Source organism: Patulibacter medicamentivorans, from assembly GCF_000240225.1.
Classification (GTDB): Bacteria; Actinomycetota; Thermoleophilia; order Solirubrobacterales; family Solirubrobacteraceae; genus Patulibacter; species Patulibacter medicamentivorans.
The window spans coordinates 1-19396 of record NZ_AGUD01000249.1 but is presented as its reverse complement, the minus strand read 5'-3'; the positions used below and the strand labels follow the sequence as shown (position 1 = coordinate 19396).

General features: G+C 73.7%; 21 protein-coding genes, 1 tRNA gene and 1 riboswitch. Of the genes, 9 read left to right on the top strand and 13 right to left on the bottom strand.

Annotated elements, in window-relative coordinates; translation table 11 throughout:
• Positions 1-177 precede the first annotated feature (177 nt).
• The 3 genes from pspAA to PAI11_RS28345 all read right to left on the bottom strand — a co-directional run bounded on the left by pspAA (position 178) and on the right by PAI11_RS28345 (position 2050).
• The gene (gene pspAA, locus PAI11_RS17605; protein ID WP_007577256.1) at positions 178-468 is read right to left on the bottom strand and encodes a PspA-associated protein PspAA; all 291 of its coding nucleotides are present in this window, start codon (positions 466-468) and stop codon (positions 178-180) included.
• Entirely contained in the window at positions 465-1289 is an 825-nt protein-coding gene (locus PAI11_RS17600) for a PspA/IM30 family protein (RefSeq protein WP_007577255.1), read from the bottom strand. The genes pspAA and PAI11_RS17600 overlap by 4 nt, the downstream gene beginning before the upstream one ends.
• A gap of 143 nt (positions 1290-1432) precedes the next feature.
• Positions 1433-2050 carry an NlpC/P60 family protein gene (locus tag PAI11_RS28345; protein WP_007577253.1) on the bottom strand — a complete coding sequence of 206 codons (618 nt, stop codon included), beginning with the start codon at positions 2048-2050 and terminating at the stop codon, positions 1433-1435.
• Between the two features lie 25 nt (positions 2051-2075).
• Positions 2076-2226, bottom strand: a riboswitch (cyclic di-AMP (ydaO/yuaA leader).
• Between the two features lie 104 nt (positions 2227-2330).
• Between PAI11_RS28345 and PAI11_RS17590 the strand changes: the two genes are divergently transcribed.
• The 5 genes from PAI11_RS17590 (at position 2331) to PAI11_RS17570 (ending at position 6798) form a co-directional block, all read left to right on the top strand.
• The gene (locus tag PAI11_RS17590) at positions 2331-3635 is read left to right on the top strand and encodes a hypothetical protein (RefSeq protein WP_007577250.1); all 1305 of its coding nucleotides are present in this window, start codon (positions 2331-2333) and stop codon (positions 3633-3635) included.
• Positions 3636-3648: 13 nt separating this feature from the next.
• Positions 3649-3930 (top strand): hypothetical protein, encoded by a 282-nt coding sequence (locus PAI11_RS17585; protein ID WP_007577248.1) that lies wholly within the window; start codon positions 3649-3651, stop codon positions 3928-3930.
• 6 nt (positions 3931-3936) lie between these two features.
• A complete protein-coding gene (locus tag PAI11_RS17580) occupies positions 3937-4704 on the top strand; it encodes a class I SAM-dependent methyltransferase (protein ID WP_007577247.1) in 768 nt (255 codons plus the stop codon).
• A 38-nt stretch (positions 4705-4742) separates the two neighbouring features.
• Positions 4743-5828: an enolase-like domain-containing protein gene (locus tag PAI11_RS17575; protein ID WP_007577245.1), complete on the top strand. Its 1086-nt coding sequence runs from the start codon at positions 4743-4745 to the stop codon at positions 5826-5828.
• A gap of 175 nt (positions 5829-6003) precedes the next feature.
• A complete protein-coding gene (locus tag PAI11_RS17570; RefSeq protein ID WP_007577244.1) occupies positions 6004-6798 on the top strand; it encodes a 3-hydroxyacyl-CoA dehydrogenase family protein in 795 nt (264 codons plus the stop codon).
• Positions 6799-7306: 508 nt separating this feature from the next.
• On the opposite strand, the gene PAI11_RS17565 is transcribed toward PAI11_RS17570, so the two are convergent.
• The gene (locus PAI11_RS17565; protein WP_007577243.1) at positions 7307-7609 is read right to left on the bottom strand and encodes a 4a-hydroxytetrahydrobiopterin dehydratase; all 303 of its coding nucleotides are present in this window, start codon (positions 7607-7609) and stop codon (positions 7307-7309) included.
• Between the two features lie 6 nt (positions 7610-7615).
• On the opposite strand from PAI11_RS17565, the gene PAI11_RS17560 reads away from it, so the two are divergent.
• On the top strand, positions 7616-8584 hold the full coding sequence (locus PAI11_RS17560; protein WP_138974394.1) for a cobalamin-binding protein: 969 nt from the start codon (positions 7616-7618) through the stop codon (positions 8582-8584).
• Between the two features lie 3 nt (positions 8585-8587).
• On the top strand, positions 8588-9751 hold the full coding sequence (locus tag PAI11_RS17555) for a glycosyltransferase family 4 protein (RefSeq protein WP_007577241.1): 1164 nt from the start codon (positions 8588-8590) through the stop codon (positions 9749-9751).
• A gap of 12 nt (positions 9752-9763) precedes the next feature.
• Here PAI11_RS17555 and PAI11_RS17550 read toward each other — a convergent pair whose 3' ends face one another.
• The 5 genes from PAI11_RS17550 to PAI11_RS24685 form a co-directional block, all read right to left on the bottom strand.
• On the bottom strand, positions 9764-11002 hold the full coding sequence (locus tag PAI11_RS17550; protein WP_040600799.1) for a hypothetical protein: 1239 nt from the start codon (positions 11000-11002) through the stop codon (positions 9764-9766).
• Complete coding sequence (locus PAI11_RS17545) at positions 10999-11763, bottom strand: rhomboid family intramembrane serine protease (RefSeq protein ID WP_007577239.1); 765 nt, start codon at positions 11761-11763, stop codon at positions 10999-11001. Before PAI11_RS17545 ends, PAI11_RS17550 begins: the two co-directional genes overlap by 4 nt.
• Positions 11764-11942: 179 nt before the next feature.
• Positions 11943-12293: a hypothetical protein gene (locus PAI11_RS17540; RefSeq protein WP_007577238.1), complete on the bottom strand. Its 351-nt coding sequence runs from the start codon at positions 12291-12293 to the stop codon at positions 11943-11945.
• A gap of 2 nt (positions 12294-12295) precedes the next feature.
• Complete coding sequence (locus PAI11_RS17535) at positions 12296-12835, bottom strand: RNA polymerase sigma factor (RefSeq protein WP_007577237.1); 540 nt, start codon at positions 12833-12835, stop codon at positions 12296-12298.
• 97 nt (positions 12836-12932) lie between these two features.
• Entirely contained in the window at positions 12933-13829 is an 897-nt protein-coding gene (locus PAI11_RS24685; RefSeq protein WP_007577236.1) for a lysophospholipid acyltransferase family protein, read from the bottom strand.
• 250 nt (positions 13830-14079) lie between these two features.
• On the opposite strand from PAI11_RS24685, the gene PAI11_RS17520 reads away from it, so the two are divergent.
• A tRNA-Thr gene (locus PAI11_RS17520) sits at positions 14080-14152 on the top strand.
• Between the two features lie 99 nt (positions 14153-14251).
• The gene (locus tag PAI11_RS17515) at positions 14252-16102 is read left to right on the top strand and encodes an ABC transporter ATP-binding protein (RefSeq protein ID WP_007577234.1); all 1851 of its coding nucleotides are present in this window, start codon (positions 14252-14254) and stop codon (positions 16100-16102) included.
• An 18-nt stretch (positions 16103-16120) separates the two neighbouring features.
• Here the strand turns inward: PAI11_RS17515 and PAI11_RS17510 are convergent, their stop codons facing one another.
• The 4 genes from PAI11_RS17510 to rlmB form a co-directional block, all read right to left on the bottom strand.
• Positions 16121-17191, bottom strand: a complete 1071-nt coding sequence (locus tag PAI11_RS17510) for a lysophospholipid acyltransferase family protein (protein ID WP_007577232.1) — start codon at positions 17189-17191, stop codon at positions 16121-16123.
• Between the two features lie 56 nt (positions 17192-17247).
• The gene (locus tag PAI11_RS17505) at positions 17248-17691 is read right to left on the bottom strand and encodes a hypothetical protein (RefSeq protein WP_007577230.1); all 444 of its coding nucleotides are present in this window, start codon (positions 17689-17691) and stop codon (positions 17248-17250) included.
• 31 nt (positions 17692-17722) lie between these two features.
• Positions 17723-18382, bottom strand: coding sequence for an RNA polymerase sporulation sigma factor SigH (gene sigH / locus PAI11_RS17500; RefSeq protein WP_050897294.1), 660 nt, complete (start codon positions 18380-18382; stop codon positions 17723-17725).
• Between the two features lie 163 nt (positions 18383-18545).
• A partial coding sequence (gene rlmB / locus PAI11_RS17495; protein WP_341871728.1) for a 23S rRNA (guanosine(2251)-2'-O)-methyltransferase RlmB occupies positions 18546-19396 on the bottom strand: 851 nt, incomplete at its 5' end.

Sequence of the window (19396 nt, the reverse complement as noted above, 5' to 3'; positions counted from 1 at the left end):
CGCTCCCTTGGCCGCGAGCGATCGAGGACGCACCGCACCCCCGCGGACCACACCCGCCCTGCACCACGACGAACACGCCCGCCACCCCGCGGACCACACCGCCACCCGACCCGAGAACCCGAGAACCCGAGAACGATCGACGCGCGAGAGAGCCTCCCGCGCGTCGCTCTCGTTCGCTCAGGCGTCGGCCGGGTCGGGCACGAGGCCCTCCCCGTTGAACTCCCGGCCGGCCTCGTCGAAGGTGAGGTCGTCGGGCGGCAGCAGCACGTCGCTGCCGATCAGCTCGTCGTCGGCGAGCGGGGTGCCGTTGCTGCGCACGAAGGCCAGCAGGGCATCGAAGCGCTCGCGGTAGCCGGCCTGGTCCCCGCGCTCGACGGCCGTCACCACGGCGTCGTCGAGCTCGTTCAGTGGGCCGTGCCGGTCGTCGTCGAGCCGGTACTGCTGGTCGCCGAAGATGCGGACGATCACGCGCCCGCCCCCTGGCCCGTCCCCGGGGTCTCCTCCGGGGCGGCGGCCGGAGCAGCGTCGGTCGCCGGGGTCGCCCCCGCCGCACCGGTGCCGAGCTCGGCCGCGGGAGCCGTCCCGACGCCCAGCTCGGCCTTCATGCGCTCCAGCTCGGAGTCGACCTGGGCGCCGCTGGTCAGCTGCTCCAACTGGCGGTCGATGTCGTCCTTGCCGTCGCCCAGCTGGGTGATGTCGTCGAACGTGCCGGCGGCCTCCAGCTCCTGGACGGCGTCGGCGCGCGCCTTCATGTTCTCGGTCTTGTCGACCGCGCGCTGCATCGCCATGCCGACCTCGGCCATCGACTCGCCGACGCCGGTGGCGGCCTCCGAGATCCGGACCTGGGCCTCCGCGGCGTTGTACTGCGCCTTGATGACCTCCTTCTTGGTCCGGAACTGCTCGACCTTGGTCCGCAGCTTCTGCTCGCTCGCGATCAGCGCCTGCTGCTGGTTCTCGAGGTCGGCGATCTGGCCGTCGAGGCCCTGCAGCTCGGTCTGGATCAGCGTCTTGCGCTCCAGCGCCGTGCGCGCCAGCTCCTCGTTGCCCGCGGCCAGCGCCTGACGCGCCTGCGTGTCGAGCTTGACGATCTGCTGCTGCTGCTTCTCGGTCTGCAGCTGCAGGCGCTTCTTCGCGGTGACGACGTCCGCGATGCCCTTCTTGACGTTCTGCAGGTTCTCCAGCTGCTTCTGGTAGCTGTAGTCGAGCGTCTCGCCCGGGTCTTCGGCCTTGTCCAGAACGCGGGACAGCTTGGCCTTGATGACGGTGGACATGCGGCCGCCGAGGCCCATATCGGTACTCCACTTTCGGCGTGTTCGGGGACTGGTGAACACCCTACAGTTCCAGCCTCAAGCCGCCGTCAATTCGCTGTGGCCGGAAACGACGAAGGGCCGCGCATCGCGCGGCCCCTCGAGAAGTCGGTATCGATCCCGGGCTACAGCCCAAGGGGGTGAACGACCGCGAACGACTTGGCGTCCTTGCGGTTGTTCGGGCGCCACTGCGGGCCCTTGCTGCCACCGCGGTCGAAGGCGGCCGAGGTGTCGAGCCGCAGCCCGGCGATCACGGCGTAGGCGTGACCGCCGTTGCCGTAGACCGAGATCCACTGGCCGGCGCCCTGCTCGGCGTTCTTCCAGAGGTCGTCGAACTCGTACGAGGAGAGCGGCGTCTTCAGCAGGCCGGCGCCGATCAGCGCGTAGCTGACGGTGCCCGAGCAGTCGTAGCCGGTGTCCTCGACGCGCGCGTGACCGCCGCCCCACTTGTAGGGCTTGCCGACGATCTTGTTGGCGGCGATGACCGCCTGCTGCACCTGCGCCGGCGCCTTCAGCGGAACCCGAGCGAAGTAGGCCTTGCGACCGTCGACCGTGCGACCCGAGTAGCGCTTCGCCTTGACGCCGTTGGTGACGCGCATCCCGGCGGGGACCGCGACCGATCCCGGTGCGGCGGGGGCGGCCGCCGGGGCCGGCGTGGTCTCGGTGGAGAGACCACCGGTCGCCGGGGCGGCCGCGGAAGCGGAACCCGTGATCCCGAACGCTGCGACAGCGGTCAGGGCCATAGCTCGAGTGAAGGGGCGCAAGGAACTGCTCTCTTTCGTCGGCCTACGGGGTTAGCTGACGGGCGAGCGCAGAAAGAGCCAGCGCTTCCACCGCTATTGCGTGTGGATTTGCCCCAAGGAACGTGTGGTTCCCCCGCTTACCGAGACGTCACTCGGTAATTCGGCTCCGCGCAGAGTAACAGGAGTCCCGCAAGCTCGCACCCAAGGCTGCACGACGTCGTGCACGCGAAAGGAGTCCCGCCGCACGCGATCCAGCCGGTGCGGGTAGCGTTCGGCAGCGATGCATCCGGAACGGCTCTTCCCCCGCCGTCGGCACGCCCTGGCGGCGACGAGCCTCACGCTGCTGGCCCTCGCGGGCTGCGGTGGCGACGACTCCTCGGGCGGGTCGCCGTTCGGCGGCACGCCGAAGGCCAGCCAGTCGTCGTCGGCCACCGACCTCGGGTTCCCGATCGTCGCGACCCGCAACACCACGCGCACCGCGAGCGACGACCCCGTCGCCGGCGCGGCGGCGATCGCGCGGGCGATCTACTCGGGGGGCGCGGCCGAGACCCAGGCGCGCGCGGTCGCGCTCGTCGACCGGCGCGACTGGCGTGCGGCGCTCGCGGCGACCTCGCTGATGGCGAAGCCGATCGGCGCCCCGATCCTCTTCAGCGATGGGGCGAACCTGCCGAAGACCACGACCGAGGCGCTCGAGGCGCTGCGCCCCGCCGGCAGCGAGCCGGCGGGCGGCGCCCAGGTGTTCCGGGTCGGCGCCGTCGGGCGCCCGGCCGGCCTGCGCACCAACGACATCGACGGAACCGACCCCGCCGCGCTGGCGCTGGCGATCGACCGGATCACCGCGGCCGCGCGACGCCGCGCCAGCGACAGCGTGCTGGTCGTGAGCGCCGAGCGCCCGGAGTTCGCGGTGCCGGCCGCCGCCTGGGCCGCGAAGTCGGGCGACCCGATCGCGTTCGTGACCAAGGCCGGGATCCCCGCGGCGACCAGGCGCCAGCTGGCCGACCACCCGCGGGCGACGATCTTCGTGCTCGGCCCGAGCAACGTGATCCCGCCCGCCGTGACCAAGCAGCTGCGGCGCTACGGGACGGTCCGCCGGACCGGCGGCGCCGACCCGATCAGCAACGCGATCGGCTTCGCCAAGTACGGCTCGGGCTCGTTCGGCTGGCACATCACCGGGGCCGGCCACGGCTTCGAGTTCGCGCGCTCGAACGCGCCGCTGATGGCGATCACCCTCGCCCCGCTCGCGGCGACCGGGCTCCACGGACCGCTGCTGCTGCTCGACAGCGCCGACAAGCTGCCCGAGCCGGTGCGCGGGTTCCTGCTCGACTTCCAGCCCGGCATCCCGAGCACCGGCGACCCGGCCGACGGCTACTACAACCGCGGTTGGCTGGCGGGCAGCACCGACGCGATCTCGCCCCAGGTCCAGTCCCAGATCGACGCGCTGCTCGAGATCAGCCCGATCAACGACCGGGCGCCCGCGCCGGAGCAGACGGCGACGTCCGAGAGCACGCCGACGACGCCGATCACGCCGACCACGACCACCGGCCCGACGCCGCCCGGTCGGACCACCGACGGCAAGAAGCCGTGACCGCGAGGACCTCATGAGCGAAGCCGAACGCACCGACCGCCGCGCCCTCGGGACCGCGGTCACGATCGACGACATCCGCGAGCTGACCGGCGCCGCGACGCCCCACTTCGCCCAGCAGATCCGCAACCGCGTCGCGCGGCTGATCGCGGACCTGCCGGCCGAGCACCCCGCGCGCCGCTTCGGCGAGGCCGAGATCGCCCGCCTGACGGCTCTCGGGCGCAACGGCGAGCACCGCGGCCAGGCAGCCCAGCCGGGCATGCGCGTGCTGCCGTCGGCGGCGGTCCAGGAGCAGTGAGCGGCGGTGCCGGCGCAGCAGCGACTCGCCCGTCTGCTGCTCCCGGCACTGCGTGAGCGGGGGCCGGTCGTCGCCGCCGGCGGGTGGCTGGAGCTGCTCGGCCCGTCCGGCCCCGCCCCCGGCGGGCTCGGCGGACGGCTGATGCGGACGCCCGCCCTGCCGCTCGTCTACGAGCGCTGGTGGCGGCCGCTGCTCGGGCGGGTCGCCAAGGGCCCGCTCGGCCCCGGGATGGCCGAGGAGGCCCGGTTGATGCGGGCGCTCGTCGGGTCCCGCCCTGGGGACACGGTCCTCGATCTCGGCTGCGGCCCGGGCAACCTGACGCGCCGGCTCGCCCCCGACGTCGCGCCCGACGGGCTCGTGATCGGCCTCGACGCCTCGCCGACGATGCTGCGCCGTGCCGTCCGCGACACGCCGCGGGAGCGGTTCCCGGCCATCGCCTACCTGCGCGCCGACGCCGGCGCCCTGCCGCTCGTCGACGGATCCGTCGACGGCGTCGCCTGCTTCGCGGCGCTCAACCTCTTCCCCGATCCCGAGCTCGCCCTGAGCGAGGCGACGCGCGTCCTCCGCCCGGGCGGCCGGATCGCGCTGCTGACCTCGGCGGCGCCCGCGCTGCAGATCGCCGGCCCGGCCGTCCGCGTCGGCGGGCGGCTCGGCGGCGTCCGCGTGTTCGGCACCGAGGAGCTGGCCGCGCTGCTCCGCGAACGCGGCTTCGGCGCGATCCGCCAGCGCCGCTTCGGCGTCGCGCAGCTCGTCGGAGCCCGGCTCGCCGCCTGACCCGCTTCCCCTCCCCACCCCGCCCGAGACGAGCACCGATGCACGAGACCGTCGCCCCGCCCACCCCCGGCCCGACCCTCTGGTCCGCGATCCGGGAGCTGCCGCTGCGGATCGAGGCCGTCGCGCTCGAGCCGCTGGAGCGCGAGACGCCGTTCTTCCTCCGCCGCACGACGGTCGTACGGCTCTCCGGCGACGGCCACGAGGGCGTCGGCGAGGACGTGACCTACGACCCGGAGGCCCACCCGGCGCTGCAGGCGTGGGACGCGCTCCCGGACCTCCGCGGGAGCTGGACGATCGAGGGCTTCGCCGGCGCGCTCGCCGACGCCGACCTCTTCCCCGAGCCGCCCGAGCACGCCGTCTACCGCAGCTACCGCAACTGGGCGTTCGAGTCGGCGGCGGTCGACCTGGCGCTGCGCCAGGCCGGACGCGGGCTCGCCGAGCTGGTCGAGCGGACGCTGCGGCCGATGACCTTCGTCTCCAGCCGCGCCGTCGGCGATCCGCCCGATCCGGCCGTGATCGCCGACCTCCGCCGGCGATCCCCCGGTCTGCGGATGAAGCTCGACCTGGGCCAGCAGTGGGACGCCGCCTCGATCGCCGCCGTCGCCGCGACCGGCGCCGTCGCGACCGTCGACCTGAAGGGCTGGTACCGCGGGACCCCGGTCGACACCCCGGTCGAGCCCGGCATCTACCGGCTGCTGCTCGAGGGCCTGCCCGACGCCCTCTTCGAGGATCCCGGCGTGACCGACGAGACCCAGGCGCTGCTGCTGGGCCACGCTCGCCGGCTGACCTGGGACGTGCCGCTGCAGACCGCCGCCGATCTCGACCTGCTGCCGTTCCCGCCCGTGATCGTCAACGTCAAGCCGTCGCGGGTCGGGAGCCTGCGCGAGCTGTCGGCCGTCTACGCGCTCTGCGGCGAGCGGGGCATCGGCGTCTACTCGGGCGGGCAAACCGAGCTCGGCCCCGGCCGCGGACAGGCGCAGCTGCTGGCGGCGCTGTTCCATCCGGACGGGCCGAACGACCTGGCGCCGACCGTCTTCAACGACGTCGCGCTGCCGGACCGGCTGCCGGCCTCGCCGCTGCGGCTGACGCCGGACGCGACCGGCTTCCGGCTCGCCGGCGACTGACCGCCCCGGGCGCCGCCGGCGTTGCGCGACCGCTGCGCGCCGGCGACGCCGCGAGCGCTACGGTGCGGCGTCCGCGAGCGGCGTCGACCGCCGCGGGGACCCCCCGACCGGGGGGCGAATCCCTTCCGACTCCCGGTAGGCTTCCGCGCCTTCCGTCCGCCACCCTTGGAATCAGATGTCTGAGACAGTCGCCATCGCCGGCTCCGGCACCATCGCCACGGGCCTGGCCGTCACGGCCGCCCGCCACTCCGACGTGGTCCTCTGGGCCCGCTCGGAGGCCAGCGCCGCCCGCGCCAAGGCCGCGATCGAGAAGCAGGCCGCCAAGCTCAAGGTCGACGTGACCAACGTCGACGTCGTCACGGATCTCAAGCAGCTGGGGCGCGGCACGATCATCATCGAGGCCGTCGTCGAGGACCCGTCGACGAAGGCCGTCGTCCTGGGCGAGATCATCACCGTCGCCGGTCCCGACGCGATCCTCGCGTCGACCACCTCGTCGCTGTCGATCGAGCAGCTGGCCAACGCGACCAGCGCCGCCGACCGCTTCGTCGGCCTGCACGTCTTCAACCCGGTCCCGAAGATGCAGCTCGTCGAGCTGGTCTTCCCGGCCGCGGCCAGCGAGTCGACCAAGGACCGCACCCGCGCGCTCTGCGAGCAGTGGGAGAAGATCGCCGTCGAGGTCCCGGACACCCCCGGCTTCGTCGTCAACAAGCTGCTCTTCCCGTACCTCTTCTCGGCCGTCGACCTGAAGCAGCAGACCGGGCTCGACGCCAAGGCGATCGACACCTGCATGACGCTCGGCACCGGCCAGCCGATGGGGCCCTTCGCGCTGCTCGACTTCGTCGGCCTCGACGTCTCGAAGGCGATCGGCGAGGTCATCGGCTCGCCGATCCCGCAGGAGCTGGAGGACCTCGTCGCCGAGGGCAAGCTCGGCCGCAAGAGCGGCCAGGGCTTCCTCGACTGGAGCCGCTGAGCCACGAGGCCAGCAGGTCTTACGGCCACGAGAGCGGTGCTTTAGCGCCGGTTGAATGGCGCGGGGCAGGATGCCGGTTGCGAACGACGCACCAGTACCTCCTCCTCACACGAATACACCCGTCGCGGGCCCCGGACCATCCGGGGCCCGTGCACGTTCGTGGGGCGGATCGTGCGCGCCGGAGCGGGCCGGAGCCGGTCCCAGAATACGAGCGACCCCGCAGAGCGAACTCTGCGGGGCCGTCGTGCGTGTGTGGTGGTAGGGAGTGCGAAGCACTCCGTCCCGTCATATGTCGGCACGGTGCCGTCCCGGGCACCGGGCCGTGTTGTCCCGTCCAGCCGCACCAGGATCGGCTCGGACACGGTTTCTATCGGCAGCCCCGCGCGAGTCCTTGAGTCGGATTTCCCGAAAACCCGAAAGTTGGCGCGTTCGCGCTCATCTGGCAGTCCAGCACACCGTGTCAAGACGAGGACGGATGGTCTGGCCGCCGGCGGCCGGGTGGCCGTCTTCAGCCCGCCCCGTCCGGCCGGTCCTGCAGCTCGTCGACGCGCTCGGCCAGCTCCAGGTCGTGATCGGTGATCCCGCCCGCGCTGTGGGTCCGCAGCCGCAGGCCGACCCGGTTCCAGTCGTGGAGATGGATGTCGGGATGGTGTCCCTGGGCCTCCGCCAGCCCGCCGACGGCGTTGACGAACTCGAGAGCCGCGGCGAAGTCGGGGAACGTCCACTCGCGCTCCAGCCCACCCTCGCGCTGGGCCCACGCGCGGCCGGCCGTCCACGCCGCCAGCCGGCCTCCGTCGATCAGGTCTGCCATAACCCAATGGTGGACCATCGCCCGCCGGAGAACCAGTCGCCGCCCGCCGGCCCGACGCCGCGGCGGATCGTGTCGCTCGTCCCCCACGCCACCGAGCTGCTGTTCGCCCTCGGCCTCGGCGACCGCGTCGTCGGCGTCACCCACGAGTGCGACGCGCCGGCAGCGGCCCTCGCGCTGCCCCAGGTCACCGCCGACCAGCTCCCGCCCGGGCTGTCTCCCGCCGAGATCGACCGCGCGGTCCGCGAGCGCACCGAGCGGGGCGAGGCGATCTACCGCCTCGACGAGCAGCGGCTGGCCGACCTGGATCCGGACCTGATCGTCACCCAGGAGCTCTGCCCGGTCTGCGCGGTCTCGTTCGACGAGGTCGCCGCGGTCGCCCGCGAGCTGCCGCGCTGCCCCGAGGTGATCGCGCTCGACCCGCACACGTTCGGCGAGACGCTCGGCGACATCCGCACGCTCGCCGGCCGCTGCGACGTCAAGGACGCCGGCGTCGACCTGGTCGCCGAGATCAGCCGCCGCGCCGACGCGGTCCGGATCGCCGTCCGCGGCGGCGAGCGTCCGCGGGTGGTCGCCGTCGAGTGGTTCGATCCGGTCTTCACCGGCGGGCACTGGACGCCGCAGCTGATCGAGATGGCCGGGGGCATCGACCTCTGCGGGCTGCCGGGCGAGCGCAGCGAGACCACCACCTGGGACGCGATCCGGGCGCTGGAGCCCGAGATCGTCGTCTGCATCCCCTGCGGCTACGACGCCGACCGCTCGCTCGCCGAGGCGACCCCGTTCGCCCAGCAGCTGTGGTCGACCGGCGCCCGGCGCGTGGTCACGCTCGACGCGTCGGCCTACTTCTCGCGTCCGGGCCCGCGGCTGGTGACCGGCCTCGAGTTGCTCGCCCACGTGCTCCACCCGGACCGGGTCCCGACGCCGCCCGACACCGTCCACGAGGTCGCGCGCCCGACCGCGTCGGCGGCGCGGGGCTGAGCGATGACCGCGACGGCCGGGCCGCGACCGGTCCTCTACCTGCACAGCTCGGCGGGGCGCTACGGCGCCGACCGGCAGCTGACCGCGATGGTCCGCGGACTCGACCACGGCTCGTTCCGGGCGCTGGTGGTGCTGGCCGAGGACGGGCCGCTGGTCGCCGACCTGCGCGACGTCGGGGCCGAGGTGATCGTGCGACCGCTGGCGGTGCTGCGTCGCGAGCTGATGTCGCCGGCCGGCCTCGCGCGCGTGACCGCGTCGTTCGCCGCCGACGCGGGCGGGCTGGGGCGGCTGGCCCGGCTCCGCGACGTGGCGCTGGTGCACACCAACACCTCGGTCACGCTCGGCGGGGCGGCGACGGCGCGGATCGCCCGGATCCCCCACGTCTGGCACGTGCGCGAGATCTACACCGGCTTCGACCGCTGGTGGCCCGCCTACCGTCGCCTGCTGCTGAGCGCCGACGCGCTGCCGTGCGTCAGCGAGGCGGTCCGCGAGCAGTTCGACGGCGCCCAGCGCGCCGAGCGGGCGCAGGTCGTGCCCGACGGCCTGGCGCTCGACATCGAGCCGGTCGCGCGGACCGAGGCGCGCGCCGCGCTCGACCTGCCGCAGGACGCGTTCGTGGTCGCGATGCTCGGCCGGATCTCGGCCTGGAAGGGCCAGGAGGTCCTGGTCGACGCGCTGGCGGAGCCGCCCCTGGCGGACGATCCCGGTGCGCTCGCCGTCCTCGCCGGCTCGGCCTGGCGCGACGATCCGCGGCTGATGCGGGAGCTGTGGGCCCGTGCGCGCGCTCACGGCGTCTCCGAGCGGGTCCGGCTGCCCGGGTTCGTCGACCGGGTCGGGCTGCTGTACGGCGCCGCCGACGTGGTCGTCGTGCCCTCGACGCGCCCCGATCCGCTGCCGAACGCCGCGCTCGAGGCGGCCGCCGCCGGCTGCTGCGTCGTCGCCGCCGACCACGGCGGGCTGCGGGAGATCCTCGACGGCGGGCGGACCGGCGTGCTGGTGCCGCCCGGTGACGCGGGCGCGCTCGCGCGGACGCTGGTCGAGCTGCGCGACGACCCGCAGCGGCGCGCCCGGCTCGGGGCGCTCGCGCGCGAGGACGCCCGCTCCCGCTTCGGCAGCGCGGCGCTGTCCGAGCGGCTGCAGGAGCTGTACGCCGAGCTGGTCGCCTGAGCGGGGTCGGGCCTAGACCCCGACGTTGCCGCACCAGCCGAAGCCGAGCGCGATCAGCCCGTCGAGCAGCGCCTGCTGGGCGAGGTTCAGCTGGTCGGCCGCGACGGCGTCCTCACGGCCCTCCCGCGCGGCGGCGGCCAGCGTCGCCGCCAGCGCCGAGGCCCGTTGCGCCGAGGCCACCGCCTCGCTGCGGACCGGGGTCAAGCGAGCGGCGCCGGCCAGGTTGCTGGTGGCGACCTGCTGCGCGACCCCGCTCCAGATGCCGACCAGGCGGTCGAACTCCGCCGCGACGGTCGGCAGGTCGGTGGCACGGCCGATGTTGCGGTAGACCCCGTCGACCGGCTTGCGGACCTGGGTGCAGGTGCGGTTGCCGGCCTCGACCGTCGCCGGCGGCGCGGCCGGGCCGCCCAGGCACGGCACGCCGAGGTCGCGCAGCGCCGGGAAGGACTCCAGCAGCTGCAGCAGCGAGGGCAGCTGCGACGGGTCGGGCGCGTCGCGGCTGAGGTGGCCGCCGTCGACGGCCCGGAGGCCGCGGCGGAGCCCGTTCTGCAACTCGGTCAGCGCGGCGCGCGGCTGGGCGACCCGGCCGGCCAGGCCGTCGGGCGCGCGCCGCAGCATCTCCAGCACCGCCGAGACCCCGCGCAGCCGCGTCGTCATCGCCTGGCGGTAGCGCCCCTGGTCGATCGAGAGCGGCGACAGCCGGGCGCTGGTCAGCGCCGCCGAGCAGCGGCGGGCGGTCTCGAGCCGCCAGGCGCCGACCCCGCCGGCGGCCGGATCCGCGCGCCAGTGACGACCGCGCAGCGTCGCTCGCGAGACTTCCGGGCCGTCGGCGATCCGGACGATCGCGGTGGTGCCGTCGACCGAGGCCTCGAGCGGCTTGCCGGCGGTGCCCGCCAGCGGCTCGAGGGTGATCCGCAGGACGCGGGCCGGCAGCGCCCGGCAGCTGCCCTGCGGGCGGGCCAGGTAGCGCGCCAGCGTCGCCAGCTGGTGCCGGGTCCGTGGGCCGACGGCCTGGCAAATCTGGCGGGGCGTCGGCGTCGGCCGCGCGACGACGGTCCTGGCCAGTCCGACGACGGCCTGGACCGCTCCGCGCCGGGCCTCCGGGCTGCCCTGGTCGTCGCCGCGGAGGACGAGCGCCGCGACGCCCCCGACGAGCAGCACGGCCACCGCGGCGGCGGCCGCGACCAGCTGTCGTCGGCGCCCCCGCGCTGTCCCCCCGCTCAGCCCCCCCGGCCGGTTGCGGGTGTTCACCGCGTGACGTTCCCGCTGTCGGTGATGCCGGTCTGCCCGGCCATCAGGATCGCGCCGACGACCGCGATCGCCGAGAGCCCCACGAGCAGCGCCGGCCCGAGCCAGGCGGGACCGCGACGGCGCGCGGCCTCGTGCAGCACGACGGCGGCGAGGGCGCCGAACAGGAGCCCGCCCAGGTGGCCGCCGAAGCTGATGTTCGCGCCCGGCCGCAGCGACAGGACGACGTTGAAGATCAGCAGGAACCCGATCTGGCTCTGCAGCGGGTTGACGCCCTGGCGGCGCATCTCGACCAGCGCGTAGCCCATCAGGCCGAAGACCGCGCCCGAGGCGCCGACGGTCGGCGTCGCCGTCGTCTGCACGAGCGCGCCGAGCGAGCCGCCGAGCAGCGCGGTCAGGTACACGAGGCCGAAGCGGAAGCTCCCCAGCCGCCGTTCGATCTCGGTGCCCAGCCAGTACAGCAGCAGCATGTTGAAGCCGATGTGCAGCAGCCCGGAGTGCAGGAAGCCCCCGGTCACCAGCCGCCACAGCTCGCCGTCGTGGACCAGCGGCCCGAAGAGGACGCCGTTGCGGTAGAGCCAGGTCGAGGTGCTGCTCTCGCTGACGCCGAACTGGCCGCCGGCCAGGAACGCGATCGCGCAGATCGCGATGATCGCGTAGGTGACGAGCGGCTCGGCCGTCCCGGCGAGGCTGCGCGACGTGTGGACCTTGGTGCGCTGCTTGGCGCACTCCGGGCAGCGCATGCCGACCGGGGTCGGGGTCATGCAGTCAGGGCAGATCGGACGCCCGCAGTTCGAGCACGCCACTCCGGTCTCGCGCGCCGGATGGCGGTAACAGGTGGGCATCCGCGCGAAAGTACCAGGCGAAGCTTCGGCGTCCCTGAGCGGTGGCCCGCCGTGCACGCCGCCGCCCATGGCGGGCGGCCGCTCGCCGCGGCTGCCGCTCAGCGGTTGCCCAGCCGCTCGACGCCGCGGCGCAGCAGGTCGGCGGCCTCTTCGGCCGCCTTGTCGAGCGCGACCGCGCGCTTGCGGTTGCGCTGCTTGCTGGCCTGCCGCCAGCGGAGGACCGCGAGGCCGGTCCCGGCGACCCCGCCGACGGCGACCGCCGCGGCCGGGCGGACCCAGTTGCGCGGGTCCTTCATCGCGGTCAGCTCCCAGCTCTCCAGCTCGTCGGCGGCGAGCTCGCTGAGGTTGCGCAGCGTGTTCTCGACCCGCACGCCCAGTCGCTCGGGCGGGTCGACCGGCGACAGCGCCTCGCGCAGCAGCGTCTCGATGTCGAAGGTGCTCTGCGCCATGGTCAGATCCCCGGGCTCGGGGTCACGGCCACCAGGCCCTCGAGCTGCTTGATCGCGCGGTGGATCAGCACCTTGGTCGCGCCGTCGGAGCGTCCCATCGCGCGAGCGATCTCTCGATTGTCCATCCCGAGTGCAAAGCGCATGATCAGTGCCTCACGGCGATCGTCGGGCAGGTCCTGGACGGCGGCGAGGATGCGTCCCAGCTCGTCGCGCTCCTCCACCAGGTCCTCGGTGGTGTGCGTCGCCCGCAGCACGGTCGTCGAGTCGTCGTCGTCGATCGAGGTCTGGGGGCGGCGGGAGCGATCACGGAAGTGGTTCGCGGCGAGGTTGTGCGCGATCCGGATCAGCCACGGCCGCAAGGGCCGGCCGTCGGATTCGTTGAGCGCGCGCTCGAAGTGCCGGTAGGCCTGCAGGAAGGTCTGCTCGGTGAGGTCCTCCGCGTCGTGGTGGTTCCCGACCCGGTAGTAGCAGTAGGAGTAGACGTCCCGCAGATGCGCGCGGTAGAGCTCGGAGAACCGTTCGTCGAGCTCGGCCTTTTCCACGGGCTCACCCTACACGGGGGCCGTGGTTCCGCCTGCACGCGGGCCACCACGAGCGGTGGCCGCGCGCACGGGCGGCGGGCGCGCGTTGCTGCCGGGCTCAGCTCCCTGCCGACCGGGCCTCCTGGTGGTCGTGGTCACCGCTGCCGGCGGCGAGGGCGCGGACGCCGATCGCCGGCGCCAGCTCGGGGCGCAGCAGCTCGGGGTCGACCCCGATGCCGGTCTCGGTCACGTGACCGCCGAGCGAGTTCCACTGCAGCTCGACGCAGGGCCAGATCCGGTCGGTGACGTTCTTGGCCAGCTCGCCGGTCGGCTGCTCGACGTGCGGGAAGCGCAGCGGGCGGCCGGCGCGGACGATCACCTTGTGCGGGCGGATCTTCCAGCGGGTGCGGATGTGGGTCGTGCCGTGGACCGCGACCGGGACGACCGGCGCGCCGGTCTCCAGCGCCAGCCGGCCGACGCCGCGCTTGGGGGTGCCGAGCCCGCCGGGGCGGACGCGGGTGCCCTCGGGGAAGATCACGACGCAGTCGCCGCGCTCGAGGATCGCCTTGGCGGTCGACATCGCGTCGCCGTCGGCGTTGCCGCGGTCGATCGGGAAGGCGCCGAGGCTGTTGAGGAACCACCGCTGCAGCGGCTTGCGGAAGAGCTCCTTCTTGGCCACGAAGTAGAGCGGCCGGCGGCTCATCGCGCCGAGGATGAAGGGGTCCAGGAAGCTGCGGTGGTTGGCGGCGAAGATCACCGGGCCCGACGTCGGGACGTGCTCGCGGCCGATCCGGGTCATCCGGAAGTAGATGTGGAAGAACGGCTGGAAGAACGCCCGGACGACCCAGTAGACGATCGGGTTGACGCCCTTGCCGGTGACGTTCTCGTGCAGCGCCAGCCGCTCGTCGCGCTCGAGGTCGCGACGTCCGACGGCGGTCTCGCTGGCCACGACGGGCAGCGGTCGCGCTGCGTCCTCGCGCGGGGGGACGGTCGGGGTGCCGGGATCGTGCGCCATCTCACCTAACGGACCCCGCGCGCGGGGCTCGGTTACAGGTCGGCCACATCGGCGGGGTCGGCCGCAGACGGTCGCGCCTCGATCCGGCCGATCGCCACCTCGACTGGCGCCGCACGGCGACCCGGCGATCCTCGGTCCCCATGACGCCGGATCGCCATCTCGACCCTGCCCCTCCCACCAGACGGCGATCGAACGGCCGCACCCGCCCGTCGCCACCGCCCCGACCCGGCCGCTACCCTGACGCGGTCACGCCGGCGTAGCTCAGTTGGTAGAGCACCCGCCTTGTAAGCGGACGGTCAGCGGTTCGAATCCGCTCGCCGGCTTCGGTGCGACCCGCGACGCGTGCACAGGCCACGGGTCGCGGCGGGCGCAGGAACCGAAGGCCCTGCGCCCGCCGCCGCGCCTCATCTAGCCTCCCCGCGATGGCCGCCGCGCCCCCACCCCGCCTCGCCGAGGCCCATCCGCTCGTGCGCCTCTGGCGCCATGCGACCGCGTTCCGCCGGCGGATCGTGATGGGGGTCGTGTCGTCGGTACTCAACAAGCTCTTCGACATCGCGCCGGAGCTGCTGATCGGCGTCGCGATCGACGTCGTGGTGCGGACCGACGACAGCTTCGTCGCCCAGATCTTCGGGGTCCGGGATCGCGAGGACCAGCTGCTGGTGCTGGCCGCGATCACCGCGGTCGCCTGGATCCTGGAGTCGATCAGCCAGTACGTCGCCGAGCGGATCTGGCGCGGGCTCTCGCAGGACCTCCAGCACGGCCTGCGGATGGACGCCTACCGGCACGTGCAGGACCTCGACCTGGCGTGGTTCGAGGACCGCGCGTCCGGACGCCTCCTGACCATCCTCAACGACGACGTCAACCAGCTCGAGCGGTTCCTCGACGTCGGCGCCGACAAGATCGTGGTCACGATCACCAACGTGGTCGCGGTCGGCGCGGTCTTCGTGGCGATCTCGCCGATGCTGGCGCTGATGGCGTTCCTGCCGATCCCGGTGATCGTCGGCGGCTCGCTGCTGTTCCAGCGCCGGCTCGCCCCGCGCTACCGCGAGGTCCGCGAGAGGGCCGGTCGGGTCGGCGGGCTGATCGGCGGCAACCTCGGCGGGATCGCCACGATCAAGGCGTTCGGTGCCGAGCAGCGCGAGGCGGAGCGGGTCTCGCGGGCCTCGATCGCCTACGCCGACGCCAACCGCCACGCGATCGTCCTCAGCTCGGCCTTCGTCCCGCTGATCCGGATGGCGATCCTGACCGGCTTCGTCCTCACGCTGGTGCTCGGCGGGCACGCCGCGCTCAACGGCGACCTCGAGATCGGCCTCTACTCGGTCCTGGTCTTCATGACGCAGCGGCTGCTGTGGCCGCTGACCTACCTCGGCGAGACGCTCGACCTGTACCAGCGCGGCGTCGCCTCGATCCGGCGGATCCTCGACCTGCTCGACACGCCGATCGTGATCCGGCCCGGCGCTCGCGAGCTGCCGGACGGGTCGCCCGGGGCGGTCCGGTTCGCCGCCGTCGACTTCAGCTACCGCGACGCGATCGGCGGCGACGGCGACGGCGAGCGCCCGGGCGGCTCGGCGGTCCGGACCACCGTCCTGCGCGGCCTCGACCTCGACGTCCCGGCCGGCGAGACGCACGCGATCGTCGGCGCGACCGGGGCCGGCAAGTCGACGCTGGTGAAGCTGCTGCTGCGGCTCTACGACCCCGACGCCGGAACGGTCGCGATCGACGGCATCCCGGTCGGCGAGCTGTCGCTTCGGAGCCTGCGCGGCGCGATCGGCTACGTCGGCCAGGACACCTTCCTGTTCGACGGCACCGTCGCCGAGAACCTGCGCTACGGCGCCCCCGACGCGCCCGACGACGCGCTCCGCCGGGCCGCCGAGCTGGCCGAGGCCGACGGCTTCGTCCAGGCGCTGCCGCACGGCTACGACACGCCGGTCGGCGAGCGCGGCGTGAAGCTCTCCGGCGGCCAGCGGCAGCGGCTCACGATCGCCCGCGCCATCGTCCGCGACCCGGCGATCCTGGTGCTCGACGAGGCGACCAGCGCGGTCGACAACGAGACCGAAGCGGCGATCCAGCGCTCGCTGCTGCGGGTCAGCCACGAGCGGACGACGATCGTGATCGCCCACCGCCTGTCGACGATCCGCCACGCGGACCGGATCCACGTGCTCCACGAGGGGGTCGTCGCCGAGGCCGGCACCCACGAGCAGCTGGTCGAGCTCGGCGGCCGCTACGCCGCGCTGTGGGCGGTCCAGACCGGCGAGGTCGCGACGACCGGCTGAGCGCCGCGCCGCGCGCGGCTACTCGTGGGGCGTGACGGCGAGCGGGTCGGCGCCGTGCTCGAGCGCCCGCGCCTGCTGCTCGCCGACCCAGGCGTCGACCGCCAGCCAGCGGTCGTAGAGCCAATCGGTGCGGCCGTCGGTGGTGTCCGGCACGTCGCTCGCCGGGAACCGCCAGAAGCGGATCCGGACCTCGGTGCCCAGCAGGCCGCCGCGCCAGACGTCGCTGACGTGGACGAAGCCGTCGAACCCGACGTGGCCACAGAGCACCACGTCGGCGTGCGGCGCGCCCTCGAGCACGGTCAGCGGGCCGCCCAGCCGCGGCGGCAGCAGGTGCTCGAAGCGGGACGCGCGCTCGGCCAGCGCCGGCTGGCGCTCGGCGATGATCTCCTTGGCGCGCGCGAGCTTCCTGGGCGTCATCCGCGTGCCCTCGGGGTAGAGCAGGATCCCCTCGTCGTCGCCGAGGTCGATCGTCAGCTTGCGCAGCTGCTCCAGCTCGCGGTCGGTGTCGCCGGATCCGCGGCGGACGAAGTAGGTCGGGATGATCTCGCCGCCGAGGTCGAGCGTCGGGATCATCCGCAGCTCGCGCTTGACGACGTAGCGCAGCCCGAGCCCGTGGGTGCGGCCGACGATCGCGTCCGGCAGCGTGTTGTCGATGATGCTCGCGTGGCGCATCAGGATCACGACGGGGCCGTCGCCGGCCTGCTCGAGGCCCTCGACCACGACCCGCAGGCCGAAGAGCACCCGCACGCCCGCCAGGTGCCAGGAGGACCAGCGGATCCGCAGCCGGTAGAGGCGCCAGCGCCGCGTCGGCGTGTCGCGGCCGAGCCCGACCGCCCTGATCGCGAGCACCTGCGCCAGGCCGAGCAGGTCGCCGAGCAGGAACCACCAGAGCATCGCCAGCAGCCGCACCGCCATCCACGGCTTGCGGCGCGCCAGCCACAGCGCCAGGTCGACGGCCGCCGCGGCGAGCAGCAGCAGCGGCGACAGCAGCGTGACGAGGACGAAGGCGACCGTCTCGAGGACGATCCCACGGAATCGACGGACGATCCGGGCCCCGCGGGGTCCGTCGTCGGGCAGCAGCGGACCCATCGGCGGCAGCCTAGATGGTTGACCGCGGCCGACCGGGTGCGGCTCGGCGGCGATCGCTACTCGACCGGCTGCCAAACGCCGCCGACGCGCCCGAGGACGATCTCGGTGCGGACGTCGCCGTCGACGATCGCGAAGGTCGCGCGGTCGTCGTCGACGCCGGGCTGGTCGTCGACCTCGACGAGCACCAGCTCGATCGCGTCCGGGTCCGCGACGCCACGGGAACGGGCGGCGTCGCGAGCGGCGGACTCGAGGGCGGAGCGGTCCCAGCCCTCGTCGGCGGCGTGGGCCGCGGCGAGGGCGTTGTTCGCCTCGCGCACTCGCGCGAGGACGTGGTCCCGACGGCCGAGCGCGCGGCGGCGCCCGGCGACGAAGCCGGTCAGGGCCAGGAGCGCGACGGCGAGGAGGATCACGAGCAGCACGATCCCCACCACCGAGACGGCCAGTGGCACGTTGGCCGCCGCAACGGCGGAGGTGGAGGTCGGAAGCTCGATCAGCGGCATCGCGCCAGAATGCTACGGACTGCGGGTCGCCTCAGGCGATCGCCGCGGGAACCCGCTCGCGCTCGTGCAGGAAGTCGCCGATCTTGCGCTTGACGCGCTGGAGGGCGTTGTCGACCCGCTTGGTGTCGGAGCCGAGCGTCTCGGAGATCTGCTCGTAGGTGCGCCCGCGCAGGTACAGGGCGAGCACGCGCGACTCCAGGTCGCTCAGCAGCTCGGGGACCGACGAGACGAGCGCGCGCAGCTCGTCGCGGTCGACGGCCAGGCGAGCGGGGTCGTGCTTGCCCGGTCCGGCGATCACCTCGTGCAGCGTGCTCTCGCCCTCGGACGCGCCGGGGGGCGGCGAGGAGAGCGACACGGCGTCGTTGAGCAGCTTCGCCTTGTGCCGGTTGTCGGCCTTGATCGCGGTGATCATCCGGCGCGTGATGCAGAGCTCCGCGAAGTTGCGGAAGCTCGACTCGCGGTCGGTCCGGAAGTCGCGGATCGCCTCGTACAGGCCCATCAGGCCGTACTGGACGAGGTCGTCGCGGTCGCCACCATTCAGGAAGAAGGACGACGCCTTCATCCGGACGAATCCCTGGTAGCGCTTGATCAGTCGATTGGTCGCCTGCTGGTCGCCGCGCTTCGCACGGGCGATCAGGAAGCCATCCTCAACCTCACGTCGAGCGTGAGTGTTTGTCTGCAGTTGTGCCACGAGATGCCTTTCCGTCCGCCTCCACGCGGACTTGAAGCCTCGTAGCGCGCGCCTCCCTCGGCGCTATGAGCAAGTATGACGTTGCGTTCCCTGTCACCACCTTCGACCAAGGGCCCGGTCTAGACCTCAAGTCGACGGTGACGACGGGGCGACTTTCGCAAGGTTATGTCGCGCTGTCAAGCCGATCTTGCTGTTGCAAGATCTCGTACAGCAGGACGGCGGTCGCCACGCCGACGTTGAGGCTGTCGATCCGGCCCCGCAGCGGCAGGGCCACCAGCTCGTCGCAGGTGGCCGCCACGCGCGGCCGCAGACCGGTCCCCTCGGCCCCCATCACGAGCACGACCGACCCGCTGTAGTCGGGCTGGTCGTAGGCCACCGGATCGCGTCCGCCGGCCGCGTCGCCGGCCGCGCCGTAGATCCACGCGCCGGCGTCCTTGGCGGCGGTCAGCGCGTCGGCGAGGTTGCGGACCTGAGCGATCGGCAGGTGCTCGACCGCGCCCGCCGACGCCTTCGCCGCCGACGGGGTGACCTCGGCCGCGCGATGGCGGCAGATGATCAGGCCGGTCGCGCCGGCGCACTCGGCGGTGCGCGCGATCGAGCCGAGGTTCTGGGGGTCCTGGACCTCGTCGAGGGCGACGAGCAGCGGCGCGTCGTGCGCCAGCAGCTCCTCCAGCTCGACGTACGGGTAGGGGTCGACCGCCGCCACCACGCCCTGGTGGTCGCCGCTGCCGACCAGCGACGTCAGCGCGTCGGGCTCGGCCTCGCGGACCAGGTCGCGGTCGATCCACTCCTCGGCGGCCAGCGTCGCCGCCGTCGCCCAGAGGCCGCGGACCCTCCGGCGACCCGCCCGCACGGCCTCGTGGACCGCGTTGCGGCCGTAGAGCAGCTGCGCGTCCCCGGGCAGCCCCGGGGGCAGCGCCGGCGCCGTGGCCGCGGACGCCGGCTGGCGCTCCACGGGACGATCGGGCCGGCCGCCGCGCGGACGATCGGCGTCGCGATCGCGCGGCCCGCGGC

Excerpts from the sequence above, each read along its gene's own strand:
- PAI11_RS17600 (WP_007577255.1), bottom strand. The coding sequence starts at position 1,289 with ATGGGCCTCGGCGGCCGCATGTCCACCGTCATCAAGGCCAAGCTGTCC.
- PAI11_RS28345 (WP_007577253.1), bottom strand. The coding sequence starts at position 2,050 with ATGGCCCTGACCGCTGTCGCAGCGTTCGGGATCACGGGTTCCGCTTCC.
- PAI11_RS17590 (WP_007577250.1), top strand. The coding sequence starts at position 2,331 with ATGCATCCGGAACGGCTCTTCCCCCGCCGTCGGCACGCCCTGGCGGCG.
- PAI11_RS17585 (WP_007577248.1), top strand. The coding sequence starts at position 3,649 with ATGAGCGAAGCCGAACGCACCGACCGCCGCGCCCTCGGGACCGCGGTC.
- PAI11_RS17575 (WP_007577245.1), top strand. The coding sequence starts at position 4,743 with ATGCACGAGACCGTCGCCCCGCCCACCCCCGGCCCGACCCTCTGGTCC.
- PAI11_RS17570 (WP_007577244.1), top strand. The coding sequence starts at position 6,004 with ATGTCTGAGACAGTCGCCATCGCCGGCTCCGGCACCATCGCCACGGGC.
- PAI11_RS17565 (WP_007577243.1), bottom strand. The coding sequence starts at position 7,609 with ATGGCAGACCTGATCGACGGAGGCCGGCTGGCGGCGTGGACGGCCGGC.
- PAI11_RS17560 (WP_138974394.1), top strand. The coding sequence starts at position 7,616 with ATGGTGGACCATCGCCCGCCGGAGAACCAGTCGCCGCCCGCCGGCCCG.
- PAI11_RS17555 (WP_007577241.1), top strand. The coding sequence starts at position 8,588 with ATGACCGCGACGGCCGGGCCGCGACCGGTCCTCTACCTGCACAGCTCG.
- PAI11_RS17545 (WP_007577239.1), bottom strand. The coding sequence starts at position 11,763 with ATGACCCCGACCCCGGTCGGCATGCGCTGCCCGGAGTGCGCCAAGCAG.
- PAI11_RS17540 (WP_007577238.1), bottom strand. The coding sequence starts at position 12,293 with ATGGCGCAGAGCACCTTCGACATCGAGACGCTGCTGCGCGAGGCGCTG.
- PAI11_RS24685 (WP_007577236.1), bottom strand. The coding sequence starts at position 13,829 with ATGGCGCACGATCCCGGCACCCCGACCGTCCCCCCGCGCGAGGACGCA.
- PAI11_RS17515 (WP_007577234.1), top strand. The coding sequence starts at position 14,252 with ATGGCCGCCGCGCCCCCACCCCGCCTCGCCGAGGCCCATCCGCTCGTG.
- PAI11_RS17510 (WP_007577232.1), bottom strand. The coding sequence starts at position 17,191 with ATGGGTCCGCTGCTGCCCGACGACGGACCCCGCGGGGCCCGGATCGTC.
- PAI11_RS17505 (WP_007577230.1), bottom strand. The coding sequence starts at position 17,691 with ATGCCGCTGATCGAGCTTCCGACCTCCACCTCCGCCGTTGCGGCGGCC.